The sequence below is a fragment of the Mycobacterium marseillense genome, assembly GCF_010731675.1.
Taxonomy (GTDB): Bacteria; Actinomycetota; Actinomycetes; order Mycobacteriales; family Mycobacteriaceae; genus Mycobacterium; species Mycobacterium marseillense.
In genome coordinates, this window is the sequence record NZ_AP022584.1 from 1,161,694 (window position 1) to 1,184,521 (window position 22,828).

The following is a 22,828-nucleotide window of genomic DNA, read 5'->3' on the forward strand; positions in this document are numbered from 1 at the left end:
AACGGGAGGTTCCCGGTGGCCGGGAGCCGACGACGCCACGTGCTCAAGGTGTCATACGGTCGGCGCATGGCCGACGGCGCAGTCTTCGTGATCGACCGGGTGGTCACCCAACCCGGGTGTGCTCGCCGATTCGTCGAGGCCTACCTCGCCGAATACGCCCCCGGCGCGCGCGAACGGGGCATGACGTTGCGCGACATCCTGGTGAGCCCACCGATCTGGTTCGAGGATGACAGCAACGTCGTCACGGCGACCTGGAGACTGCCCAGCACCCGGGCGTGGTGGGAGATGACCTGGAAGGGCCGGCCGGACCCGACGCTGGGCGAATGGTGGTCGCGGATCGACGAATTGGTGGTCGAGCGGTCCCGGTCCTTCGCCGCGAGCGCCGACGACGTGGACGGGCTGTGCGATGTATAACCTCACGCGGCTGATCGACGTCGCCGAGGCCGATCGCGACCGGCTTCTCGACGAACTGCGCGGTGCCGTGGGTGCGGCGGCGCCGCTGAGCGGGGTCGTGCAGCCGACGCTGCCCGGATCGCGCAACGGGGGCGACCTCCTGGTGCATGTGCGGTTCGCGGCCCAGGACCAATGTGACCGCGCGGCAGATGATCTCGCGGTCGTGCTGGCGGACCCCTCGGTGGGGCGGGTCAACGGCGCCGGCTACGTGGGCACGCCCATCCGCTGCGGTGAGAAATCCGGCACCGTTTACCGGGCGCTCCTGCTGCGCGTGCAACCCGACACACCCGAGACCACCGTCGCCCGGTTCGAGCGCGAGCTGTGTTCGATGCCGCGCTATCTACCGACGATCCGTGCCTGGCAGCTGAGCCGGGTGTCCGCGGCGGTCGGAACCTCCTCGTGGACACACGTATTCGAGCAGGAGTTCGCCGACGTCGAGGCGCTGATGGGACCCTACCTGATGCACCCCGTCCATTGGGCGGTGGTGGACCGCTGGTTCGACCCGGAGACCACCGACGTGATCATCCGCGACCGGGTGTGCCACAGCTTCTGCGCCATCGCCGACCCGGTGCTGAGCTAGACGCCCGCGGGCAAAATGTTGGGGTTAGCCGTCGCCGGCGGTGCCAGCGGGGGCAGCACTTCGCTGCCGTCCAGGCTGTGCACCGGCAATCGCTGCGACCACGGGTAGTGCAGGCTGAAGGCGACCAGTCCCGTGCGCTGCTCGGCGGGCACATGACACATCGCCAGCACGGTCTCGGCCAGATATTCTACCGGCTCGGTCGGGAATGAATCCGGAATCAGTTGCGCGGCACCGGGCGTGCGGACCGCCGTCGACGGCCCGACGCAATTCACCGCGATGTTGGCGTCGAGCAACTCGGCGGCCACACCCTGGGTGAACCGGTGCAACGCCGCCTTCATGGACGCGTAGATCACATCGCCGGAGGTCTTGTTGTATTCCCGGTAGGGCCGGGCCGGGGCCACGCCCGTGACCGAACCGATGTTGACAATCCAGCCGGCGCCTTGGTTACGCATGTGCGGCACAGCCGATTTCGTCAACACGAACGGGACCCGCAGGTAGTGCTCCACGGTGCGGTCGAACGTTTCCACACTCATGTCCTCGACCAATGAGTAATCGGCGAAACCGGCGTTGTTGACCAGGATGTCGATGCGTCCCGTGCACTCCAAGACCGCGTCGACCAAACCGTCGCGCTGCCGCGCATCCTCCAGGTCACTCGCAATGCCGAACGCCGAGCCGCCGGCGGCCTCGATCAGCTCCACCGTTTCGCCGATGGTGCCGGGCAGGGCGCTGGTCGTTCCGGCGCGCGTCGACAACGAGGGTGTCTGCGATCGTGCCGTGACCGCCACCGTGGCGCCCTCGGCAGCCAGCCGCCGCGCGATGGCCCGGCCGATGCCCCGGCTGCTGCCGGTGACCAAAGCCGTTTTGCCGCTGAGCAACCCGTCGCTCATCGAAGCTCGAGATCCTCTTCGGCCGGGGCGCGGTGGTCGTGCCAGAAGTCGACGAGGCGGTACGGGAAGGAGATCACGATCCGGCCGCCCGAGCGGTAGTAGGTGTGGGCCGACGGCGTGTGGCGCCACACGGTGCCGGCCATGGTCTCATCGATGCGGGCGACGTAGTCCTCGTACGCGCGCTGCGTCACCTCCAGGGTGGTGGCCTCGCGCAGCGCCATCAACTGCAGGCATTCCATCACGTAGTGCACCATCACCTCGACGCCGAAGTTGTGCCCCGCGCCGTGACCCGGGCTGTAGTTGGGCGCCGAGGAGATGAACAGGTTCGGGAATCCCGGCACCATCCCGCCGCGGTAGGCCCGGGGCGAGTCACCCCATTCCTCGATCAATTTCCTGCCGTCGCGGCCCCGAATATCCACGGTGGACAGGAAATCCAGGTAGTAGCCGGTCGCGTAGACGATGACGTCGAGGTCGAGTTGCCTGCCGTCGGCCGTCACGATGCCGGCCTCGTTGACCCGCGCCGGTTCGCCGGCCTCGACGTCCACGTGTTCGCGAGCCAGCGCCGCGTAGTAGCCGCCGGGATCGCGGATGATCCGCTTGCCGTAGGGCGCGAAGTCGGGCGTGATCTTGCGGGCCAGCTCGCTGCCCGCGCCGAACACGCGATCGATGTAATCGAGGCACATCTGCAGCAGCACGTCGTTAGCCGGCGAGATCGACAGATGCTCGGCCGCCCACTGCTCGTCATGCAGGATCACCGGATAGTTGTTGTCCGAGGTCCCCCAATAGGATTTGAGCCGAATCCAATTGGCGTAATACGGCAACCGGGTGCCCAGCCACCGTCGGTAGGCCGGAACATCGTCGGATGCGCGGCGCCGCGGTGCGACCCAGTGCGGCTGGCGCTGAAAGACCGTCATGTGTGCGACCTGGTCCACGCAGGCGTCGACGATCTGGACCGCGGTGCAGCCCGCGCCGATGATCGCGACCCTCTTACCCGAGAGATCCAGCTTCGGATCCCACTGCGCGGAGTGAATGGAGGTTCCCGAGAACGTCTCGCGGCCAGGCAGATCCGGCCAGCGGGGCCGGTTGAGGTACCCGGCGGCCGGGATCACCACGTTCGCGTAGCCGACGTCGCGGGTTCCGTCCGGGCCGACAGAGTGGATCTGCCACTGCTGGCGCCCCTCGTCCCACCACAACGCTTCGACGGCAGTACCGAACCGGGTGTGCCCGCGCAGGTCGTTCTTATTCGCCACCGACACCAGGTAGGCCTGGTATTCCGCTCCCTGCGGGTAGTAGCTCGACCAGTCGCCGTTGATGTCGCGCGACAACGAGTAGTACGCCGAGGGTGTGTCCACCCCGATGCCGGGATAGGTGGTGGTGTACCAGGTGCCGCCGACCTCGTCGTTGCGTTCGATGATCCGATAATCGATGCCGGCGTCCGCGCACGCGAGCGCCGCGGTGATCCCGGCGATGCCGGCGCCGATGATGACAACCCGGAAGTCGGCGGGAAGTTTTGCGGTGCGCGGTAGTACCGGCTGTGCGGGCTGGAACCCGCCCTGTTCGAGGAGCAGTCCGAGGTACTCGGGGGCGACCTCTCCACCGAGTGCGATGGGGGCGATGCGGGCGAACAGGTCGCGGTCGTCGGCGGGCACCGCGTCCGCCCGGCGCGGCTCCCGCAGCGCCGTGACGATCTCCTCGATGAGCTGCCCGGCGGTCTCCGCGTCGGTGACGCCGGCCTGCTCCGGCGGGTCGGGCACATGCGTGATTTTCGAGGCGAACCGTTCGGCGACGGCCGGATCCCCGGTCAGCTGCGCGAGTACGGCGACGAGGACCCCGGGATCGGCTTGGCGCAGATTGGCCCGCAGTTCGTCGACGTCGTGGGGATCCGCACCCGCCCATCCGCCGGTTTCGGTCGTTGTGACGGGGACGCCAGTGCTCATGGCACCGAGTATCGGGGCGATCCGCGGCCATGGGCAGGGTCTTGTCTACTCAGCGGGACGCGGACGACCCGCAAACCGGCGTTGGCGCTTACCGTGACCGGCATGCAGTCCGATGACCTCGACGTCATGATCGAACGGGCGCGTCGCCACGGGCTCGGCGATATTCCCCGGCTATCGGCCCGCCGGCATCCGGACAAGATCGCGATCATCGACGACGATGTCGTGCTGACATTCGCCGAATTCGACAGTTTGGTAGACCGGGCCGCGGCAGCGTTGCACGACAGCGGTTTTGGACCCGGCGGCCGATTAGGACTCTTGTCACGCAACTGCTGGCAGTACGCCGTGCTGGCCTTCGCGACGGCGCGCGCCGGAGTGGTCTTGGTGCCGATCAACTTCATGCTGACCCCCGAGGAGATCGCTTACATCCTCGACCACAGTCGGGTCGGCGGCGTCGTCGTCGAGGCGGATCTGACCACCACGGCCGAAGAAGCGATGCGGCGCGGCGGCGTGGTCAGGACCAAAGTCGCCCTGGTGCCGAGGGGACACCAGGGCGTACCCGGGTGGGCCGATTTCGCCGGATGGCTGACCACCGACTCACCGGCGCCCTGCCCGCTCATCGACGACGACCAGCCGGTGCGGCTGATGTACACCAGCGGAACCGAATCCCGTCCCAAGGCCGTCATCCACACCAGCCGTAGCCTGATGTGGCAGTACGTCAGCACGATTGTCGCCGGCGAGATGTCGCACGACGACGTCGAGATCCATTCGCTGCCGCTGTATCACTGCGCGCAGCTGGACAACTTCCTGGCCACCGACCTCTACCTCGGCGCCACGAGCATCATCCTGCCGCGGCCCGAGCCCGAAGCCGTCCTGCGCACGATCGAGCGCTACCGCGTCACCAACTATTTCGCTCCCCCGACGGTGTGGATCTCGCTACTGCGCTCACCGCTGTTCGATCAGGTGGATTTGTCCAGCCTGCGCAAGGGCTATTACGGCGCCTCGGCAATGCCGGTGGAAATCCTGCACGAGATCCGCGAGCGGCTGCCGCACCTGCGGCTGTGGAACTTCTACGGACAGACCGAGATGGCGCCGCTGGCCTCCGCCCTGGGACCCGACGAGCAGGACGCGCACGGCGGTTCGGCCGGCAGGCCGGTGCTCAACGTGGAAACCACCATCCTCGATGACGACGACATCCCCGTCGCCGCCGGCGTGGTCGGCGAGATCGCCCACCGCAGCCCGCATTTGGCGCTGGGCTACCTCGACGATTCGGAGCGCACCGCGGCGGCGTTCAAGGGCGGCTGGTTCCACTCAGGCGACCTGGGCTACTTCGACGAACACGGACTGCTGCACGTCATCGACCGCAAGAAGGACATGATCAAGACCGGTGGCGAGAACGTGGCCAGCCGGGAAGTGGAGGAAGTCATCTACCGCCACAACGGTGTTGAAGAAGTCGCCGTGTTCGGCGTGCCCCATCCGGTGTGGGTGGAGGCGGTGGTGGCCGCCGTCGTCCCGCGCGACGGCGCCGTTCTCACCGAGGACGACCTGCTCGCTCACTGCCGCGAGCACCTGGCCGGATTCAAGACCCCCAAACGCGTCATCTTCGTGGACGCCCTGCCGAAGAACCCCAGCGGAAAACTGCTCAAGCGGGTACTGCGCGAGCGTTTCAGTCTCCAACAGCACGCCTTCAGTTGATCTCGAACCAAGCAGCGCTCACTAGAGTTGCCGGCATGAGCTCACCTCTTGATACCGCCACCCCGAGGACGCGCTGATGGCACTCCCCCGTTTGGTGCCGCCCGCCAGTGTCGACGCCGCGGCGACCGAGGAGTTGCGCAACGAGGTGCGCGATTTTCTTGCCGACCAGTTGGCCGCCGGCGCGTTCACCCCGTCGGTCGACGCCTGGCTGACGGGCTGGGACGAAAACTTCACCGCCGCCCTCGCGGCCCGCGGCTGGCTGGGCATGACGGTGCCGCCCGAATATGGTGGCCACGGGCGCTCATTCCTGGAACGGTTCGTCGTCACCGAGGAACTCCTGGCCGCTGGGGCGCCCGTGGCGGCGCACTGGATCGCCGATCGCCAGATCGTGCCCTCGCTCCTCAAATACGGTACGGAACACCAGAAGTCGGAATTCCTGCCGCGAATCGTGCGCGGGGAATGCTTCTTCGGCATCGGGATGAGCGAGCCGGACTCGGGCTCAGATCTGGCCAGCGTGCACACCCGCGCCACCCGCGCCGACGGGGGCTGGTCGCTGACCGGCACCAAGGTGTGGACGTCGGGCGCCCACCTCGCACACGCGTTCATCGCCCTGGCCCGCACCGCGCCGGTCGACCCGGCGAACCGGCACGCCGGACTGAGCCAGTTCATCGTCGACCTGCGTGGCCCCGGCATCGAGATCCGGCCGATTGTGTCGATGAACGGCGCCCACCACTTCAACGAGGTGATCCTGGATTCGGCGTTCGTCCCCGACGCCATGGTCTTCGGCGACATCGGCAACGGCTGGCAGCAGGTGACGTCCGAGCTCGCGTTCGAACGCAGCGGGCCCGAGCGGTTCCTGTCCACGTTCGTGCTGTTGGCGGCCTGCGCCGATCGCATGGCGGCGAACACCATCCCCCGCGACCCCACGCTGGGCCGCCTGGTCGCGCGCATCGCCGGCTTACATCAGATGTCCACCGCGGTGGCCGGCGCGCTCGAACGGCACGAACCCGCGGACCTCCCGGCCGCGGTCGTCAAGGTGCTCGGCACCACCACCGAAGGCGACATCGCCGAATTCGCCGACCAGCAGGACTCCCCAGACTCGGCCTTCTCGGACCTGAGGTATGCGGCCATCGATCAGCGGCCCGGCTTCACGCTGCGCGGCGGCACCAATGAGGTCCTGCGTGGCGTGCTCGCGCGCGGGTTGGGCATGCGATGAGCACCGGGCCCTCCGTTGACGGCGCCCTCGTCGAAATGATGAACGCGGTTTTCGCCGATTACCGCGAAACCCACCCGCCCGCGGCGACGATCGAGCGCGACAGCGCCCTCTGGCGCCACCTTCACGAACTCGGGCTGGTGCGCTTGACCGGTGCGGAACAGCACGGCGGCAGCGGGGCGACCTGGTACGAAGCCGCCGAACTCGTCGCCACGGCCGTCGGCCACGGGGTGCGAATCCCGTTGGCCGAGCACGACTTATTGGCCTGCTGGCTGCTGGAAACCAGCGGCGTCCCCGCGGGCGACGCGGTGCGGACGGTGTGCGTGCTCGACAAGCAGGGCACCGCGACGGACGTGCCGTGGGCCGCTTCCGCCGACCGGATCGCGGTCGTGTGGCGAGCCGAGGGCGGGCACCGGGTCGCCGACGTCGCCACCGAGCAGCTCACGATCACGCCGGGCCGCAACCTGATCGGCGAGCCGCGCGACACGGTGTCCGCGGAGCCTGCGGCCCTGCACGGCGTCCCGGTCACCGCGGCGCCGCTCACCCAGCTACGGCTGAAAGCCGCCCTGGTGCGATCCATCCAAGTGACCGCCGCCCTGGATCGGATCCTGGCGCTGTGCATCGACCACGCGGCCGCGCGGGTTCAGTTCGGCCGCCCGCTGTCCAAGTTCCAGGCCGTACAGAACTTGATCTCCGATATCGCCGCCGAGGCCGCGCTCGCCCGGGCGGCGACCGAGGCCGCACTGCACGCCGGGGTCATCAGTCAATGGTCGGCGCCCAACTTGGAGTTCCTTGTGGCGGTGGCGCGTTCGTGCGCCGGCCACGCGGCCTCGGTGGTGGTGCGCAGCGCCCATCAAGTGCACGGCGCGATCGGCACCACCTGGGAGCACCGATTGCACGAGTTCACCCGCGCGGCGCTGGCGTGGCGCTCGGAGTTCGGCTCGGTGCGGTATTGGGACGAGCGGGTCACCGACGCGGCGATGCACGCGAGCGCCGGAGCCCTGTGGGACCTGATCACCGGCTGAGTCCACACCGTGTTCCACTGACCGGGCATCCGCGGTGTTAGCGGGACCACCACCGAGTTGACTGTGCCCATGAGCACTGACCTCACGCTGCCGGAATTGCAGGAGTTCATCGCGTCCTTCTGGTACCACTACGACGAGGCCCACTACGACGAATTGGCCAACAGTTACGCCGAGGACGTCCGTTACCTGACCCGAAGCGACTCCGGCGCAAGCCCATTCGAAGAACTGATGTCCCCGGAGCTCAAGGGCCGCGGCGCGGTGATGGAATGGCTGTCCGAGCACCGCAAGCAAAGCCCCTACCCGTTGCGGCACCACGCCACCAACGTGCACCGCACCGGCGCCGACGCCTCTGACGACGGCATCACCCGCGCGCGCTTCTACATCTTCGTCAACCAGATCGCCAACTTCGTACCGTTCGCGGTGTCCAGCGGGGTGGTCAACGTCGGCGTCCGGCGCGGGGCCAACGGCCTGGAGTTCACCGAGATGGACGTGATCCTCGACGCCACCAACTCGGTTCTGCTCTCGGAACTGCACGCCGAAAGCGGCACCGGCGCATAGCCATGGACGCTCGGGACATCTTCGGCGGCGGCGTCGCGGTCATCACCGGCGCCGGATCCGGCATCGGCGCCGGGCTGGCCCGCCACGCCGCACGGTTGGGCATGACGGTCGTGCTGGCCGACATCGACGAGGGTGCCATCGCGGCGCTACGCGACGAGCTGTCCGCGGCCGGCGGCGTGGCGCACGACGTCGCCTGCGACGTGCGAGACCCCGATGCCGTGCAGGACCTCGCCGACCGTGCCTACCGCGACGTCGGCCCCGTGCGCCTGCTGGTGAACAACGCGGGGATCGAACAGTTCGGGTACCTATGGGACACCCCGGTGGCCAACTGGCGACGCGTGATGGACGTCAACGTCAGCGGCGTCTTTTACGGCGTGCGGGCCTTCCTGCCGCAGATGATGGCCACCGGCGAGCGGGCGTGGGTGTGGAACATCGCGTCGGTGGGCGCGGTGGTGGCCATCCCGTTGCAGGCGCCCTACATCGTGAGTAAGCACGCGGTGTTGGCGCTGACCGAATGTTTGCACCTCGAGGTGCAGGCCACGGGCCACGACCATCACATTCATGTCCAGGCCGTGCTGCCCGGGCCAGTGCGCTCCAACATCTTCGAGTCGGCCGGCGGCGTGGACCCGGCCGCGGCCGGCGACGCCGGCGCCGCCGAATCCCACCGTTCGACGATGCTCGGCATCAAGGCCGCGTCCATGGATCCGCTGGACGCCGCCGAGCGGATCTTCGGGCAGTCCGCCGAGGGCCGCTTCTATCTGCACACCCACCCGGACAGCGTCGGCGCGGCGATGACCGAGCGAGCGGATGTGTTGACCGCGCAACGACACCCACGCTTGCGCACCGAGACGCGGTTCGAGTCCGCACCGGATTGATGTGACGACGACGTGACTTCGTACGCAATGGATCCCGACGCGGCCGCCCGGATCGCCTCGTTCGGTGCGATCGCCCCGATGCGGCAACGGGGTTTGGCCGCGGTACGCGCCGGACTCGAATCCGCGCCGCTGCCGCAGGACATGCCCGAGATGGCCGGCGTCACCGAGTCGCTTGTCCCCAGCGCCGGTAGCGACGTGCCGGTCCGGATTTATTGTCCGACAACGGATGCCGATGCGCCGGTGCTGGTCTATCTCCACGGTGGCGGGCTGGTGATGGGATCCAACCGCTCGTTCGAGCCACTGGCGCGTGAGCTCGCCGCGGCGTCGGCGGCCACCGTCGTGGCCGTCGACTACCGGCTCGCCCCGGAGTCGTCGCCGCCCGCGCAGTTCGACGATGCCTATGCCGCCACCGAATGGGTGTCGCGAAACGCCGGCGAATTGGGCGTCGACGCCGAGCGGCTCGCGGTGGTCGGCGACAGCGCCGGGGGCGCCCTGGCGGCGGCGGTGGCTCTCGCGGCCCGAGATCGTCACGGACCGGCCATCTTTGCGCAGGTGCTGCTGTATCCCGGCCTGGACCGCGACATGTCCGTGGCCTCGATCGCCGCGATGCCCGACGCGCCGCTGCTCACCCGCGACGACATCGAGTACATGCACGCGCTGGCCGACGGCGACGCCGGAGCGCCCACCGATCCGTATCTGGTCCCGGCGTACGCGACCGATCTGTCGGGCCTGCCGCCGGCGATCGTCGTCACCGGGAGCTGCGACCCGATCAGGGACTGGGGTGAGCGCTACGCCGACCGGCTGCGCAACGCCGGTGTGCAGACCACCGTCACCCGCTATCCCGGGATGTACCACGGCTTTCTGATGCGCTCCGACGCCACCGCCCGAGGCCGGCTGGCCGTCGCGGAAATCGGGGCGCTGCTGCGCGCCAAGTTCGCCCACCCGCTTCGGTTTGACGTCCCGATCACTGGACAGCCGTCGACCGTCTCGCGGTGACGCTGCGCACAATCAACCAACCGTGAACTGACAAAGGAGACCGCTGATGCTCACCGACGAGCGCCGGATGGAGCTTTCCGACGTACTGCGGCCGGCCGCGCCGCCCCGCGAAATCGACGACGTCTACACCGACGACCAGCGCGAGCGCCTCCTCGACGTGGTGCACGCCGAGGGCCCCTGGAAGCTGATCATCGCCCAGCACTTCGCGTCCGCCGACGAGTTGATGGCGACGATGAGCGGCATGTTCCCCGAGGGGTTCAGCCCCTCGCTGGATCTGTTCCTGACCCCGACTTTCCGCGGCTACCTCGCCAACTACGGTGCGGTGCTCTACCCGCAGCTGCACGACTGCTTCTACAACGAACGCTTCCTGCAGCTGGCTAAGGACTACTGGAACGCCGAATACGCCAAGCCCGAGATGATGCTGTTCAACATCAACGGCCCGTGCGCCAACCGCGATCCGGGACATTTGGATGCGCCGAGCTTCCGCGGCGTGCGGCACGATAACGCCCCGACGTGGTTGACCAGCGTCATGGGCAAATCCGGTCTGTTCCGCGACTATCTGATCAAGATGGCGCAGGTCATCACCTGGTTCTCCCTCGACGCCGGCAGCGGCTTCACCTACTGGCCGCACGGACCGCTCAAGGCGCCGCAACGCATCCTGCCGCCGATCAACAACCGCGGTGTGGTGGTGCAAAACGAGATGATGGTGCACCGCGGTGAGGCGAATGGCCCACTGGACCAACAGGTTCCGGCGGGGCTGGCGTTCGACACCGTGTTCGCGGGAGACCCGGCCAGCCGGGAGCATTGGCTGCTGAAAAACGGCGAGGACGTGATCGCCCGCCACCACACCGACGAACTCCGATTTCTGGTGCACTGGTCGGCGGAGGTGTTCTCCGACTTCGATGAGCTGAAAAAGAACATGGACGGCTCCGATGACCTGACCGTCGACAAGGCCATCGACATCATGGTCGACGACCTCAAGGGCAAGGGCATCAATCTCGACATCCCGAGCGAACCGCTGCACGATGCGGCGTTCATCAGCGCGCTCAACGCGGCCTACGACCTGGGCGGCCCGGCCACCTATCCGGCGGAAGCCCCGATCAGCGCCTTCCAACTGACGTGACGGAAAGGCGTGTGCCGGTGGGTCGTTTCGCCGATCGACGGGTCATCGTGACCGGGGCCGGCTCGGGCATCGGGCAGGCCACCGTGGCCCGGCTGCTCGACGAGGGGGCCACGGTCGTGGCCTACGACGTGTCCGCGGACGGGTTGGCGCGCACGGTGGCCGCCGCCGACGACGCGGGCACCGCCAACCGGCTGACCACCGCCGTCCTGGACGTCTCCGACGAGGACGCCGTCACTGTCGCGGTGGACACGGCGGTCGGCGACCTCGGCGGGCTCGAAGTGCTCGTCAATGTTGCGGCCGTGCAGACGTGTTCGCACACTCACCGGACCACGCTGGCCGACTGGAACAGGACGCTGGCGGTCAATCTGACCGGCACCTTTCTGATGACGCGTCAGGCGCTGCCGGCGCTGCTCGAATCCGGCCGCGGTGTCGTCGTAAACTTCACCTCCACCGCTGCGTCGTTCGCCCACCCCTACATGGCTGCGTATGCCGCCAGCAAGGGCGGCATCTTGAGTTTCACCCATTCGCTGGCGCTCGAGTACTCCAAGCAAGGACTGCGCGCGGTCAACATCCAACCGGGCGGGATCTCGACGGCACTGGCCAACAGCACGCTCGAGAAAATGCCCGACGGCTATGACCTGGGCCTGTGGGCCAAGCAGACTCCGTTGCTGCACGGTCAGGACAGCGAAATCCTCGGCGACGCAAGCGCGGTCGCCTCGGTGATCGCCATGGTGGCCTCCGATGACGGTGCGTTTGTCACCGGAACGGAGATTCGCGTCGACGGCGGCGCGCACGCCTAACGCCAGGCCCCGGCTAGCGCACCACGACGCTGCTCGGCATCCGGGGAGAACCGAGCATGTCCCGGTGCGAGGGCGGGCGGCGGCCGCCCTCGTCGACGATGCCGTAACGCTGGCCAAGTTCCGCCCCGATCAGCGCCTGCCCGCTCACCTCCGCCAAGCGCGCATCGCCGAACAGCGCATCGATCACATGTCCAGTGAATTCGGGTGTTTCGGCATGCTCGGCCGTCGCCGTCAACGCCGCCGGATCCGCACTGAAAGCGGCACGCAGCTTTTCGGTCAGCAGGATGCCCATCCAGATCGACACCGTCGCGACCCCGGTGCCCCGGAAGTCCACGGCCATGTCCGCGACCATCTTGTCGACGCCGGCCTTCTGCGCGCCGTACGCGGGACCGTGCATGTAGCACACCGACCCCGGCGACGACGTGAACGCGATCAGACCCCGGCCGGCGGCGACGAGCAGCGGCGCGGCGCACCACGACGCCACGTAGGACGACCGCAATCCCACATCGAGCACATCAGCCAGCTCGAGTGGCTTCTCCCAGAAGGGCTTTGGGCTGACCAGCGCATCGGAGATTGACGCGGCGTTGTTGACCAGAAGGTCAAGGCGCCCGCACTCATCGTGTACGCGGTCGAACAAGCCCTTGACGGCGCCGTCGTCACCATGATCGACACGAACGGGCACGACGCCGGGCGGAGCGTCGCTGATGGTGCGGCTCGTCGCATACACCCGCCAGTCGCGGGCGGCGAGCGCGGCCGCGATACCACGTCCCGCGCCGCGGCTGGCTCCGGTGACGACGGCGACCCGCGCTGCACCACTCACGCCAATCAGACTACGTCAGCCTAGGGGGTCGACGACCGCCAATTCCCCTGTGGCCACGGCGGCCTGGATGGAATCGCGCAACGCCGCGCACACCAGGAACGGCCCGTGATGGTGAGCAGCCAGGCGCTCGGCCTCACGGCGCTCGCTACAGCGCGCCGAAGCGCGCTCATTCCACTGCACACTCGTCTGGTTCCAGCTGCTTTTGCGGGCCAACACCCGCGCACCGCACTCGCGGCACGTGATCGGGACCATCGGCATGTCGGCCAGCCGGTTGTCGGCCCTGGCGGACCAGTCCTGCGCCATCACACCGAACCCGCCGCCTGGGCCGCGAGGTTCGCCTCGACCTCCTTCATCCAAGCTTCGTAGGGCCGGGTCGTGTCGAGTTCGAACTCGAAGCGATCCACCATGTCCGGTTGCACGTCGGCGACGTCGACATAGAACTGCTGATACCAGCGACGCAGTTGATAGACCGGCCCGTCCTCCTCGACCAGGAGCGGGTTGTCGATGCGCGCCTTGTGCCGCCAGATCTCGACGTCCTGCTCGAAGCCGAGCTTGACGTAGTCGCCGAGGGTGATCGCGGTCGCCATCGCCTGGTCGTCGGGCATCACCTCCGACTTCTTCACGATGATGCCATATTGCAGCACAAAGGAATTCGCATCGATCGGGTAGTGGCAATTGATGAGGATCGTGTTGGCATCACCATGCTCGTAGTGATACGTCAGGTCGTCGACCATGAACGAGGGACCGTAATAGGACGCCACCGACGTCGTTCCCAGCATCTGCGACCCGGTGCCGCCCATGTCCGGCCGGCTCCCACCGTTCATGTATTGGGTGGCCACGTGCCCCTCGAAGATGTTCTTGAAGTACGTGGGCAACGAGCCGTGAATGTAGAAGAAGTGCGCCATATCCACGACGTTGTCGATGATTTCGCGGCAGTTACTACCCACGACGGTGGTGTACCAATGCCAGTCGGTCCACCGGTCGCTGGTGGCGCCCTCGATGCGCGGGATCGTGACCTCCGCTGGCGGCGGTTTGCGCTCGGGGTCGTTCCACACGAACAGCAACCCGTCCTGCTGCAGCGTCGTCCAGGCTTGGGTGCGCGCCAGTTTGGGGGTGCGACGGCTGTAGGGCACCTGCTTGCAGCGGCCGTCGCCGCCCCAGCGCCAGTCGTGGAAGGGGCACGCGATCTCGTCGCCCTTCACCTCGCCCTGGGACAGGTCTCCCCCCATGTGCCGGCAATAGCTGTCGAGTACGTTGATGCTGCCGTCACCGCTGCGGAAGACGACGAGCTTCTGTCCGAATGCGTTGATCGCGTGGGGCTTGCCGTCGGCGAAGTCCCGGATCAGTCCCAAGCAGTGCCAGCCCCGGGCGAACCGCGTCGGCGCGGCCTGCGCCTCTATCAGCCGAACCTCGTCGGCCTCAGTCTGCGACGTCATGGGCGCGATTCAACTCCTCCGGGCTCGCGCGTGGGCCGCGTTGTTCCACTCATCAGGACGGCTCTTCCGCTGTCGCGCCGGCGCGGAATACCGTTTCGGGCGTGACGACGCGCAGCACGACGATCCCTGCCGGTCTTCCCGTGGCCGACACCGCCGTTGATCTGCTCGTCGTCGGTTCCGGCACCGGCATGGCCGCGGCGCTGGCCGCCCACGAATCCGGGCTGTCGGCGTTGATCGTGGAGAAATCGTCGTATGTGGGCGGCTCGACCGCCCGGTCGGGCGGCGCGCTGTGGCTGCCCGCCAGCCCGGTGCTGGCGGAGGCCGCCGCCGGCGACACCGCCGAACGCGCCGGTGCCTACCTGGACTCGGTGGTCGCCGGGTCGGCGCCCGCGCAGCGGTCCGCCGCGTTCCTGGCGCACGTGTCGGCGACGGTGGACATGCTGCGCCGCACAACGCCGTTGCGGCTGTTCTGGGCCCGCGACTATTCGGACTACCACCCCGAGGAACCGGGCGGCAGCGCGGCCGGGCGCACCTGCGAATGCCGCCCGTTCGATACCGCGCTCCTCGGCGAGTACCGCACCCGGCTGGAGCCTGGCCTGATGGAGGTCAGTATTCCGATGCCGACGACGGGCGCGGACTACCGCTGGATGAACCTCGTCGCGCGGATGCCACGCAAGGGCATTCCCACGTACGGCAAGCGATTGGCACAGGGCGTGGCGGGCCGCATGCTGGGCCGGCGTTACGCGGCGGGTGGCCAGGGCCTGGCGGCCGGGCTGTTCACCGGGGTGCTGCGCGCCGGGATCCCCCTGTGGACCGACACCGCGCTCGTAAGGCTCGCCGACGACGGTGAACGCGTGACCGGCGCCGTCGTCGAACACGGCGGCCGCGAGGTGACGATCACCGCCCGGCGCGGCGTCGTCCTGGCCACCGGCGGTTTCGACCACAGCATGGACATGCGGTGGAAGTTTCAATCGGAATCGCTGGGCGCCGATCTCAGCCTCGGCGCCGCGGCCAACACCGGCGACGGCATCCGCGCCGGGCAGGAAATCGGCGCCGGCATCGACTTGATGGATCAGGCGTGGTGGTTCCCCGCTATCGCGCCACTGCCCGGCAAGGCGCCCGCGGTGATGTTGGCCGAGCGTTCGTTGCCTGGCTGCCTGATCGTGAGCCAGAACGGGCGCAGGTTCGCCAATGAAGCGACCGATTACATGACGTTCGGGCAGCGGGTGCTCGAGCTGGAGCGCTCCGGTAGTCCGGTCGAGGCGATGTGGATCATTTTCGATCAGCAGTACCGCAACAGTTATGTCTTTGGCGCCGAACTGTTTCCGCGCATGCGTGTGCCGCAGGCCTGGTACGACGCCGGCATCGCGACCCGGGCCGACAACCTCACCGACCTGGGCGCGCGGATCGGCGTGCCGGTCTCGGCGTTCTTCGAGACGATGACGCGGTTCAACCACCATGCCGCCGTCGGTGAGGACCCCGACTTCGGCCGCGGCCGCAGCGCGTACGACCGCTATTACGGCGACCCGACGATCGCGCCGAATCCGAACCTGCGTCCGTTGGTCAAGGGCCCTTTCTACGCCGTGAAGGTGGTGCTGTCCGACCTGGGCACCTGCGGTGGCCTGAAGACCGACGAGCGGGCTCGGGTGCTGCGCGAGGACGGCGGGGTGATCGCCGGGTTGTATGCGATCGGCAACACCGCCGCGAACGCCTTCGGCACGACGTATCCGGGTGCGGGCGCGACGATCGCGCAGGGGTTGGTGTACGGCTACATCGCGGCCCAGGACGCGGGTCGGCGCCACCAGACCTAGCGGTGTCAAAGGTTTTCCGTGGCAGCGTCAAACGGGGTCGTCGTCTTGGTCGTAGTTGAGGTTTCGTTCGGGGTGGTGGTAGGTGTTGGTGCGGGGTTGTCCGTGGTCGAGGTGGGCCGGGGGCAGCCATTCGGTGTCGCCGTGGGCGTTTTTGCGGGTGGTCCAGCCTTTTTCGACGAGTCGGTTATCGGGGCCGCAGGCCAAGGTGAGGTCGTCGATGTCGCTGCGATGGGTGGCCGTCCAGCCGGTGACGTGGTGGACCTGGCTGTGATATGCCGGGGCGTCACAGCCGGGTTTGGTGCAGCCGCGGTCTTTGGAGTACAGCATGATGCGTTGGGCGGGGGAGGCCAGCCGCTTGGTGTGATGCAAGGCTAGGGCTTTGCCGCGGTCGAAGATCGCCAGGTAGTGGTGGGCGTGGCTGGCCATGCGGATCAGATCCGACATCGGCACCAGCGACCCACCCCCGCTGACGCCCTTGCCGGCGGCAGCTTCGAGGTCGTGCAGGGTGGTGGTGACCACGACCGAGACCGGCAGCCCGTTGTGGCAGCCCAGCTTTCCGCAGGCCAGCAGGGCGCGCAGCCCGGCCAGCAGGGCGTCGTGGTTGCGTTGGGCCGGGGTGCGCAGATCGCGGCGCACCGCGTCCTGGTCGGGAACCTCGTCGATGATCGGTGTCTCGTCGTCGGGGTTACACGCCCCGGGGGCGCCCAGCTTGGCCAGCACGGGTTCAAAGGTGGCCCGCAACTCCGGCGTCAAATAGCCGCGCAGCGCCGACATCCCGTCGTATTGCTGGGGCCCGAGGATGATGCCGCGTTTGCGGGCACGCTCGCCATCTTTGAGTGTGCCGTCGGGGTTGAGCCAGCCCATGGCCCGGCGCGCGTACTGCTGCAACTCGCCGGGGCCAAACCTGCTGGCCTGAGAGGCCAGGTCGGCTTCGACATGCGCGCGGGTGCCCGGGTCGATCTCGGCGGGCAGCTCGGCGAAAAAACTGCGGATGATCCGCACGTGGGCCTCGCCGATCAACCCCCGGCGCTGGGCGGCCGCAGTGGCGCCCAAGGTGGGTGTCAACGCTTCCCCGGTCAGCGCCCGACGCTCCCCAAGATCGGCGGCCTCGGCGACTCGGCGCCCGGCATCGGCGGTGCTGATGCGTAGCCGTTCGGCCAGCGCACCCCCCAGTGTGTCGCCCAGCTCTGTCGTGGTCGCTTGGGCGCGCAGCTCATTGATCACGGTGTGCCCCGGTACGCGGACCCGGCGCGCGATGCGTTCGATGCGCTCGAGCACATTCAACCGCTCCGGAGTGGTCAACACCTCAAAAGAAAACGCGCACAACCGGTCCAGCTCGGCATCGAGCGCATCAAAGACCTCGACGATCTCCTCGCGCGTGCTCGAACCCATACCCCAGACCCTACGAACACCCACCGACAAAAACCCTCACATTGTGACCACTGAAACCACAGTGACACAAGGGATTTCGCTATGCGTTTCCGATATCCGGAATCGCGCCGGCGCGAGGCGAGAGACCCGACGGCGCGGGCGAAACCCACGGCACCGGCAAAAACGGGCACTACCGTCGGAACTAGTCGGCGTCGCGCTTCGCCTGGACCTGCTTCTCGATTTCTCGCCAATACCCCGGGGTGGGGCGCGCCTTCCCGAAGCCGCCCTTCTCCGCCTTCTTCAGCACGGCGTCGGCCTCGTCGATGTCCTTCATGAGTTCCAGGGCGAACTCACGCTCGGCGGCGTAGTACTTGGCTGCCCACCGCAACGCGATCACCGAATACGCCCACGCGGGTTCGCCCTCGGCGCCGTCGGCATCCTCGACCGCCTTGCGGTGGCGCGCGTCTGCGAAGGCCACATGTTCTTGCAGTAGTTCCTTGAGCCGGGCCGGATTGGTCAGGTGGCCGAACGTAACCCGCAGCAGCACACTGTGTTTGAGCACAGGCGGGTCCACCGGCGCATCGTTGACCCACTCGATTGCGGCCGCCATGCCGGCTTCGGTGATCTTGTAGAGGCGTCGGGTGCGGGTGCCCTCGTCACGCTCGACGCGCGACGTGACGAGCCCCAGGCCCTCCAGCTTCTTCAGCTCCGTATAGATCTGGCTGTAGGACGGGCTCCAGTAGTACAGATCGACACTCCAGTCGATCCACTTCTTGAGGTCGTAGCCCGAGATCTCCTCTTCGTAGGACATCATGCACAGCAAAGCCCGACTGGTCGCGGCCAAGGCCGCCTGCGTCGGCTTTTTGCTCGCAGGGTCCGGTTCGGAGTCCACGTGGCCAGGTTAACAACACGCACCCTAGATTGGGGGACATGGACCGCTGGCTGGGACGCTCATGAAATTCGCCTTCCCCGTTCCGCACATGCTGCGTCTCAAGGCTATTTCGCAACCCTGGGAAGGTGCCGTCACGGGCCCCGATCAACGGCGCATGATGCGGTGCGCCGACCAGTGGGGCTACGACATGATCGCGGTGCCCGAACATTTCGTCATCCCCACCGACCATGTCGAGTTGTCGGGGCCGCACTACCTGCATTCGACGGTCGCCCAGGCCTTCATCGCCGGCGCCACCGAGCGGGTCGCCGTCAATTCCTGCATCACCATCCTGCCGCTGCAGCATCCGATCGTGCTGGCCAAAGCGCTGGCCACCGCGGACTGGATGAGTGGCGGCCGGATGATGGTCACCTTCGGAGTGGGGTGGCTGCCACGGGAGTTCGAGCTCGTCGGCGTGCCCTTCAACGAACGCGGCCGGATCGCCGACGAGTACCTGGCGGCTATCGTCGAACTGTGGACCAGTGACGCGCCTTCGTTCGACGGCCGCTTCGTGTCGTTCGCCGACATCGCCTTCGAGCCGAAACCCGTTCAAAAGCCCTATCTTCCAATCTGGATCGGTGGCGATGCCGACGCCGCGTTGCGCAGGGCCGCCACCTTCGGGTCGGGGTGGTGGCCGTTCCTCACGCCCCCCGAGCAGATCGCCGAGAAGCTCGACTACATCAAGTCCCAACCGTCTTATGACGGCCGGTCTTTCGAGGTGATGCACGGCCTGGGCACCAACCGCGTCGGCGAGGGACACGTGGCCCGCCGCGACACCAGCGATCGCCCGGGCATGAGTTCGGCGCAGATCGTCGACCGGTTGGGCTGGCTCGCCGAGCAGGGCGTGACGATGACCGCGGTTCCCGTTCCCGCCGTCGGCGGGGTGGACGAGTACCTCGACTACGCGCAGTGGGTCATCGAGGAGATCAAGCCGCAGCTCACCTGATCTGCAGCCCGCGCCGGCGCACCCATCCGATCGCGGCGACGCTGCATGCGATCCACACGCTGACCGCGATGGCGACGTGGACAAGACTCTTGGTGTCGCGCCCGAACACCGGCCAGATCAGGGCGGGCACCTGCTGCCACAGCACCCGGTGCTCTACCCCGTTCATCGGGTCGGCCACGTAATACAGCGCGTACGGCAGCGCGAGCGCCAGCAGCCAGCTGCGCGTGCGGCGCAGGTCCCCGCGCTGGCGCCACCGCCGGATCAGCGGCTCGACGCTGACCGGGTACAACACCGAGATGAGGTTCCCCACGCCCAGCCACGACACGATGGGCACCGCGACGGTGGGGATTGTAATGCCAAGGCGCGCGGGCGTTTCCAGCCACAGCGTCAGCACCGTCGCGGCGGCCAGGGTGGGCAACCCGACGAGCGCGAGCAGGGCGACGTTCTTGATCAACAGGATTCGCCCGAACGGCACACCCGCGGACAAGCCCCGAAGAATGCGGTAATGGTCGGCACCCAGGAAGTTGGTGGTGGTGACGTCCGCGAGGACCCACGACGAGAAGTAGGTGCCCACCAGGATCACCCAATCGTGGTGGCGGCCCACCGGTGTCAGTGGCTGCACCACCAGCCAGGCGGCGGCGATCACCACGTTGGCCACCACCCCCATCAGCCAGGTGCGCGGCGGGGTGAACGCCCACCGGATCTCGGCGACAACCGCCGGGCCGAAGTCCCGCTCGAAGTCCTCGGCGGCCCGCTGCGCCGCGGCGGGACGGGGGGCCGAGGCCCGCACGAAAGCGCTCAGCAGCGTGCCCGCCCGAGGGTGGGCCGACTCCCCCGGGCGCGCCGGGCGACGATATCCGCGTAACAGGGTCAACCGACGTGGCTCCCGTTATCGGCTCGTCGACGTTCGTCCGCACCGCACGCAGGGCAGGATAGCGCCATGAACCGAAAGCGCGTCGTCGTCGCGGGCCTCGGGGACGCGGGCGTCCTCGCGGCGATCAAGCTGTCCCGGCATGCCGACGTCGTCGGGATCTCGGCCAAACCCGCGCTGGTGAGCGGCCAGGAACTCGGCGTCCGGCTGTCCCGCCCGCACGACTGGGCCCGCGATTACTGGATCCCGTTCGACCGGTTCCGGCGCCTGGATCGCGTCCGCACCGTGCAGGCCACGCTGACCGGAGTGGACTTGGGCGCCCGCATCGTCTTCGGCCGAGGCCAAGACGGCGTGACGGTCACGGAGGCCTACGACGCGCTGGTCATCTCGACCGGCGTCAGCAACGGATTCTGGCGCCAGCCGTCGTTGCAGTCCGCCGACGAGATCGGCGCGGGACTGCGCGCCGCGCACGACCGGCTGACCGCAGCCAAGTCCGTGATCGTGGTGGGTGGCGGCGCGGCGGCCGTCAGCAGCGCGCTCAACATGGCGACCACCTGGCCGGGCAAGCGGATCGACCTCTACTTCCCCGGCAAGTCCGCTCTGCAGGGCCATCACCCGCGGATCTGGCAGCGCATTCGCGCCCGTTTGAGCGCGCTGGGCGTCGGCATCCACCCGGGCCACCGCGCGGTGCTCGCAGAAGGCTTCGGCGGCGACGAACTCACCGACGAACCGGTGCGCTGGAGCACCGGGCAATCCCCGGCCGTCGCCGACGCCGTGCTGTGGGCGATCGGACGGGTGCGGCCCAACACCGATTGGCTGCCACCGGAATTGCTCGACGAGCGCGGGTTTGTGCGCGTCACACCGGAACTGCGGGTGCCCGGTCAGCGGGCCGTCTTCGCGCTCGGCGACGTCGCGGCCACCGACCCGCTCCGCAGCTCCGCCCGCAACCGCGGCGACGCCCTGGTAGCGCGAAACCTGCTCGCCGAGTTCGCGGGCCGCCCGCTGCGCACCTACCGCGCGCCGACGCGGCGATGGGGTTCGTTGGTCGGCATCCAACCCAACGGCCTGGAGGTCTTCCTGCCCACCGGCCACGCCTTCCGCTTCCCGTCCTGGTCGGTCGAACGCGTGGTCATGCCATGGTTCGTGCGTTGGGGCATGTATCGCGGAGTGCGCCAGAACAACCCACTCGGGTGAACGCTCCCTCCGGCGGCGAGCTTCGCCGAAGCCTGGGAACCTTCGACGCGGTGGTGATCGGACTCGGCTCGATGATCGGCGCCGGGATTTTCGCCGCGCTGGGTCCCGCGGCGCGCGCCGCCGGTTCGGGATTGCTGCTGGGGCTGGCGCTCGCGGCCGTGGTGGCCTATTGCAACGCCACGTCCTCCGCGCGACTCGCGGCCCGCTATCCCGCCTCGGGCGGCACCTACGTCTACGGCCAGAGACGGCTGGGCGAGTTCTGGGGATACCTGGCGGGGTGGGGCTTCGTCGTCGGCAAGACCGCCTCGTGCGCGGCGATGGCCCTGACCGTCGGCGCCTACGTCTGGCCGGCGCAGGCGCATGCGGTGGCCGTGGCGGCGGTGGTCGTGCTGACCGCGGTGAACTACGCCGGAGTGCAGAAGTCGGCGTGGCTGACCCGCGTCATCGTCGCGCTGGTGCTGGCCGTGCTGGTGGCGCTGATCGCCGTCGCGTTCGGCTCGAGACGGGCCGGCTTTGATCCGCTCCCGGCGGGCGGGACCGCCGGCGGTGTGGTGCAGGCCGCGGGGCTGCTGTTCTTCGCCTTCGCCGGCTATGCGCGCATCGCGACCCTGGGCGAGGAGGTGCGCGACCCCGCCCGCACCATTCCGCGCGCGATACCGCTGGCGCTGACCATCGCCCTCGCCGTCTACGCCCTGGTGGCCGTCGCGACGCTGTCCGTGCTCGGGCCGACTCGCCTGGCGCAGAGCGCCGCGCCGCTGGTCGAAACCGCCCGCGCGGCGGGCGCGGGCGGGCTGGTTCCCGTGGTTCAGGCGGGCGCGGCGGTCGCGGCGGTGGGCTCGCTGCTGGCGTTGATTCTCGGCGTCTCGCGCACCACCTTGGCCATGGCCCGCGACCGCCATCTTCCCCACCCGCTGGCCGCCGTGCACCCGCGAACTCGGGTGCCGCACCGCGCCGAACTGCTGATCGGCGTCGTCGTCGCGGTCCTGGCCGCCACCACCGACCTTCGCGACGCCATCGGCTTTTCCTCGTTCGCCGTGCTGATCTACTACGCGGTCGCCAATGCCTCCGCATTCACCCTCGGGCGCGACGAGGGCCGCCCACCCCGGGTCATCCCGGTGATCGGACTGCTTGGGTGCGTGCTGCTGGCGTTCGCGATGCCGCGGTGGTCGGTGCTGTCCGGGGTGGCGGTGTTGGGCGTCGGTGCCGCCGCCTATGCGCTACGGCGGATCATGTCTCGAATTGCGTTGCGGCGCAATGGGAGTGCACCGTGACCGGATGTTTCGGCGCGGCGCCCCGGCAGTTCCGCTCGTCG

Annotated in this window: 22 protein-coding genes; 14 read left to right on the top strand and 8 right to left on the bottom strand. The window is 68.3% G+C overall.

Features of this window, described 5'->3' with window-relative positions:
• Positions 1–66 precede the first annotated feature (66 nt).
• Both G6N26_RS05245 and G6N26_RS05250 read left to right on the top strand, forming a co-directional pair.
• Positions 67–414: a hypothetical protein gene (locus tag G6N26_RS05245; protein ID WP_083018635.1), complete on the top strand. Its 348-nt coding sequence runs from the start codon at positions 67–69 to the stop codon at positions 412–414.
• A complete protein-coding gene (locus G6N26_RS05250; protein WP_083018637.1) occupies positions 407–1,033 on the top strand; it encodes a Dabb family protein in 627 nt (208 codons plus the stop codon). Before G6N26_RS05245 ends, G6N26_RS05250 begins: the two co-directional genes overlap by 8 nt.
• Here the strand turns inward: G6N26_RS05250 and G6N26_RS05255 are convergent.
• Both G6N26_RS05255 and G6N26_RS05260 read right to left on the bottom strand, forming a co-directional pair.
• Complete coding sequence (locus G6N26_RS05255; protein WP_083018640.1) at positions 1,030–1,920, bottom strand: SDR family NAD(P)-dependent oxidoreductase; 891 nt, start codon at positions 1,918–1,920, stop codon at positions 1,030–1,032. The genes G6N26_RS05250 and G6N26_RS05255 overlap by 4 nt on opposite strands.
• Positions 1,917–3,857, bottom strand: coding sequence for a flavin-containing monooxygenase (locus G6N26_RS05260; RefSeq protein WP_083018642.1), 1,941 nt, complete (start codon positions 3,855–3,857; stop codon positions 1,917–1,919). The genes G6N26_RS05255 and G6N26_RS05260 overlap by 4 nt, the downstream gene beginning before the upstream one ends.
• A gap of 93 nt (positions 3,858–3,950) precedes the next feature.
• Here G6N26_RS05260 and G6N26_RS05265 point away from each other — a divergent pair, with 93 nt between their 5' ends.
• The 8 genes from G6N26_RS05265 to G6N26_RS05300 all read left to right on the top strand — a co-directional run bounded on the left by G6N26_RS05265 (position 3,951) and on the right by G6N26_RS05300 (position 12,139).
• Positions 3,951–5,549 carry an acyl-CoA synthetase gene (locus tag G6N26_RS05265; protein WP_179960293.1) on the top strand — a complete coding sequence of 533 codons (1,599 nt, stop codon included), beginning with the start codon at positions 3,951–3,953 and terminating at the stop codon, positions 5,547–5,549.
• Positions 5,550–5,625: 76 nt separating this feature from the next.
• Entirely contained in the window at positions 5,626–6,765 is a 1,140-nt protein-coding gene (locus G6N26_RS05270; RefSeq protein WP_083018644.1) for an acyl-CoA dehydrogenase family protein, read from the top strand.
• Positions 6,762–7,787, top strand: a complete 1,026-nt coding sequence (locus tag G6N26_RS05275; protein WP_083018646.1) for an acyl-CoA dehydrogenase family protein — start codon at positions 6,762–6,764, stop codon at positions 7,785–7,787. The genes G6N26_RS05270 and G6N26_RS05275 overlap by 4 nt, the downstream gene beginning before the upstream one ends.
• A 69-nt stretch (positions 7,788–7,856) precedes the next feature.
• A complete protein-coding gene (locus G6N26_RS05280) occupies positions 7,857–8,345 on the top strand; it encodes a nuclear transport factor 2 family protein (protein WP_067173985.1) in 489 nt (162 codons plus the stop codon).
• Positions 8,346–8,347: 2 nt separating this feature from the next.
• Complete coding sequence (locus G6N26_RS05285; RefSeq protein WP_083018649.1) at positions 8,348–9,220, top strand: SDR family NAD(P)-dependent oxidoreductase; 873 nt, start codon at positions 8,348–8,350, stop codon at positions 9,218–9,220.
• A 12-nt stretch (positions 9,221–9,232) separates the two neighbouring features.
• Positions 9,233–10,216: an alpha/beta hydrolase gene (locus tag G6N26_RS05290; protein WP_083018652.1), complete on the top strand. Its 984-nt coding sequence runs from the start codon at positions 9,233–9,235 to the stop codon at positions 10,214–10,216.
• A gap of 46 nt (positions 10,217–10,262) precedes the next feature.
• Positions 10,263–11,339 carry a hypothetical protein gene (locus G6N26_RS05295; RefSeq protein WP_083018654.1) on the top strand — a complete coding sequence of 359 codons (1,077 nt, stop codon included), beginning with the start codon at positions 10,263–10,265 and terminating at the stop codon, positions 11,337–11,339.
• A 17-nt stretch (positions 11,340–11,356) separates the two neighbouring features.
• Positions 11,357–12,139, top strand: a complete 783-nt coding sequence (locus G6N26_RS05300) for an SDR family NAD(P)-dependent oxidoreductase (RefSeq protein ID WP_083018682.1) — start codon at positions 11,357–11,359, stop codon at positions 12,137–12,139.
• Positions 12,140–12,152: 13 nt separating this feature from the next.
• Here G6N26_RS05300 and G6N26_RS05305 read toward each other — a convergent pair whose 3' ends face one another.
• From G6N26_RS05305 to G6N26_RS05315, 3 genes are read right to left on the bottom strand one after another with little or no spacing between them, the layout of a single operon-like run.
• Entirely contained in the window at positions 12,153–12,965 is an 813-nt protein-coding gene (locus G6N26_RS05305) for an SDR family NAD(P)-dependent oxidoreductase (protein WP_083018655.1), read from the bottom strand.
• A 9-nt stretch (positions 12,966–12,974) separates the two neighbouring features.
• Entirely contained in the window at positions 12,975–13,262 is a 288-nt protein-coding gene (locus tag G6N26_RS05310) for a ferredoxin (protein ID WP_083018658.1), read from the bottom strand.
• Positions 13,262–14,395, bottom strand: a complete 1,134-nt coding sequence (locus tag G6N26_RS05315) for a Rieske 2Fe-2S domain-containing protein (protein ID WP_083018659.1) — start codon at positions 14,393–14,395, stop codon at positions 13,262–13,264. Before G6N26_RS05315 ends, G6N26_RS05310 begins: the two co-directional genes overlap by 1 nt.
• A gap of 101 nt (positions 14,396–14,496) precedes the next feature.
• On the opposite strand from G6N26_RS05315, the gene G6N26_RS05320 reads away from it, so the two are divergent.
• Positions 14,497–16,206 carry a 3-ketosteroid-delta-1-dehydrogenase gene (locus G6N26_RS05320; RefSeq protein ID WP_083018661.1) on the top strand — a complete coding sequence of 570 codons (1,710 nt, stop codon included), beginning with the start codon at positions 14,497–14,499 and terminating at the stop codon, positions 16,204–16,206.
• Positions 16,207–16,233: 27 nt separating this feature from the next.
• Here the strand turns inward: G6N26_RS05320 and G6N26_RS05325 are convergent, their stop codons facing one another.
• Together G6N26_RS05325 and G6N26_RS05330 are read right to left on the bottom strand one after the other, a co-directional pair.
• Positions 16,234–17,598 (bottom strand): HNH endonuclease signature motif containing protein, encoded by a 1,365-nt coding sequence (locus tag G6N26_RS05325; RefSeq protein ID WP_083018663.1) that lies wholly within the window; start codon positions 17,596–17,598, stop codon positions 16,234–16,236.
• Between the two features lie 181 nt (positions 17,599–17,779).
• Positions 17,780–18,469 carry a PadR family transcriptional regulator gene (locus tag G6N26_RS05330; protein ID WP_067173957.1) on the bottom strand — a complete coding sequence of 230 codons (690 nt, stop codon included), beginning with the start codon at positions 18,467–18,469 and terminating at the stop codon, positions 17,780–17,782.
• Positions 18,470–18,530: 61 nt separating this feature from the next.
• Between G6N26_RS05330 and G6N26_RS05335 the strand changes: the two genes are divergently transcribed.
• On the top strand, positions 18,531–19,451 hold the full coding sequence (locus tag G6N26_RS05335; protein ID WP_083018665.1) for a TIGR03619 family F420-dependent LLM class oxidoreductase: 921 nt from the start codon (positions 18,531–18,533) through the stop codon (positions 19,449–19,451).
• On the opposite strand, the gene G6N26_RS05340 is transcribed toward G6N26_RS05335, so the two are convergent.
• On the bottom strand, positions 19,444–20,241 hold the full coding sequence (locus tag G6N26_RS05340; RefSeq protein ID WP_083018667.1) for a hypothetical protein: 798 nt from the start codon (positions 20,239–20,241) through the stop codon (positions 19,444–19,446). The two genes, G6N26_RS05335 and G6N26_RS05340, sit on opposite strands and share 8 nt — an antisense overlap.
• Positions 20,242–20,391: 150 nt before the next feature.
• On the opposite strand from G6N26_RS05340, the gene G6N26_RS05345 reads away from it, so the two are divergent.
• Entirely contained in the window at positions 20,392–21,516 is a 1,125-nt protein-coding gene (locus G6N26_RS05345; protein ID WP_083018669.1) for an FAD-dependent oxidoreductase, read from the top strand.
• 71 nt (positions 21,517–21,587) lie between these two features.
• Positions 21,588–22,787 carry an APC family permease gene (locus G6N26_RS05350; RefSeq protein WP_232067571.1) on the top strand — a complete coding sequence of 400 codons (1,200 nt, stop codon included), beginning with the start codon at positions 21,588–21,590 and terminating at the stop codon, positions 22,785–22,787.
• The last annotated feature ends 41 nt before the right edge of the window (positions 22,788–22,828 follow it).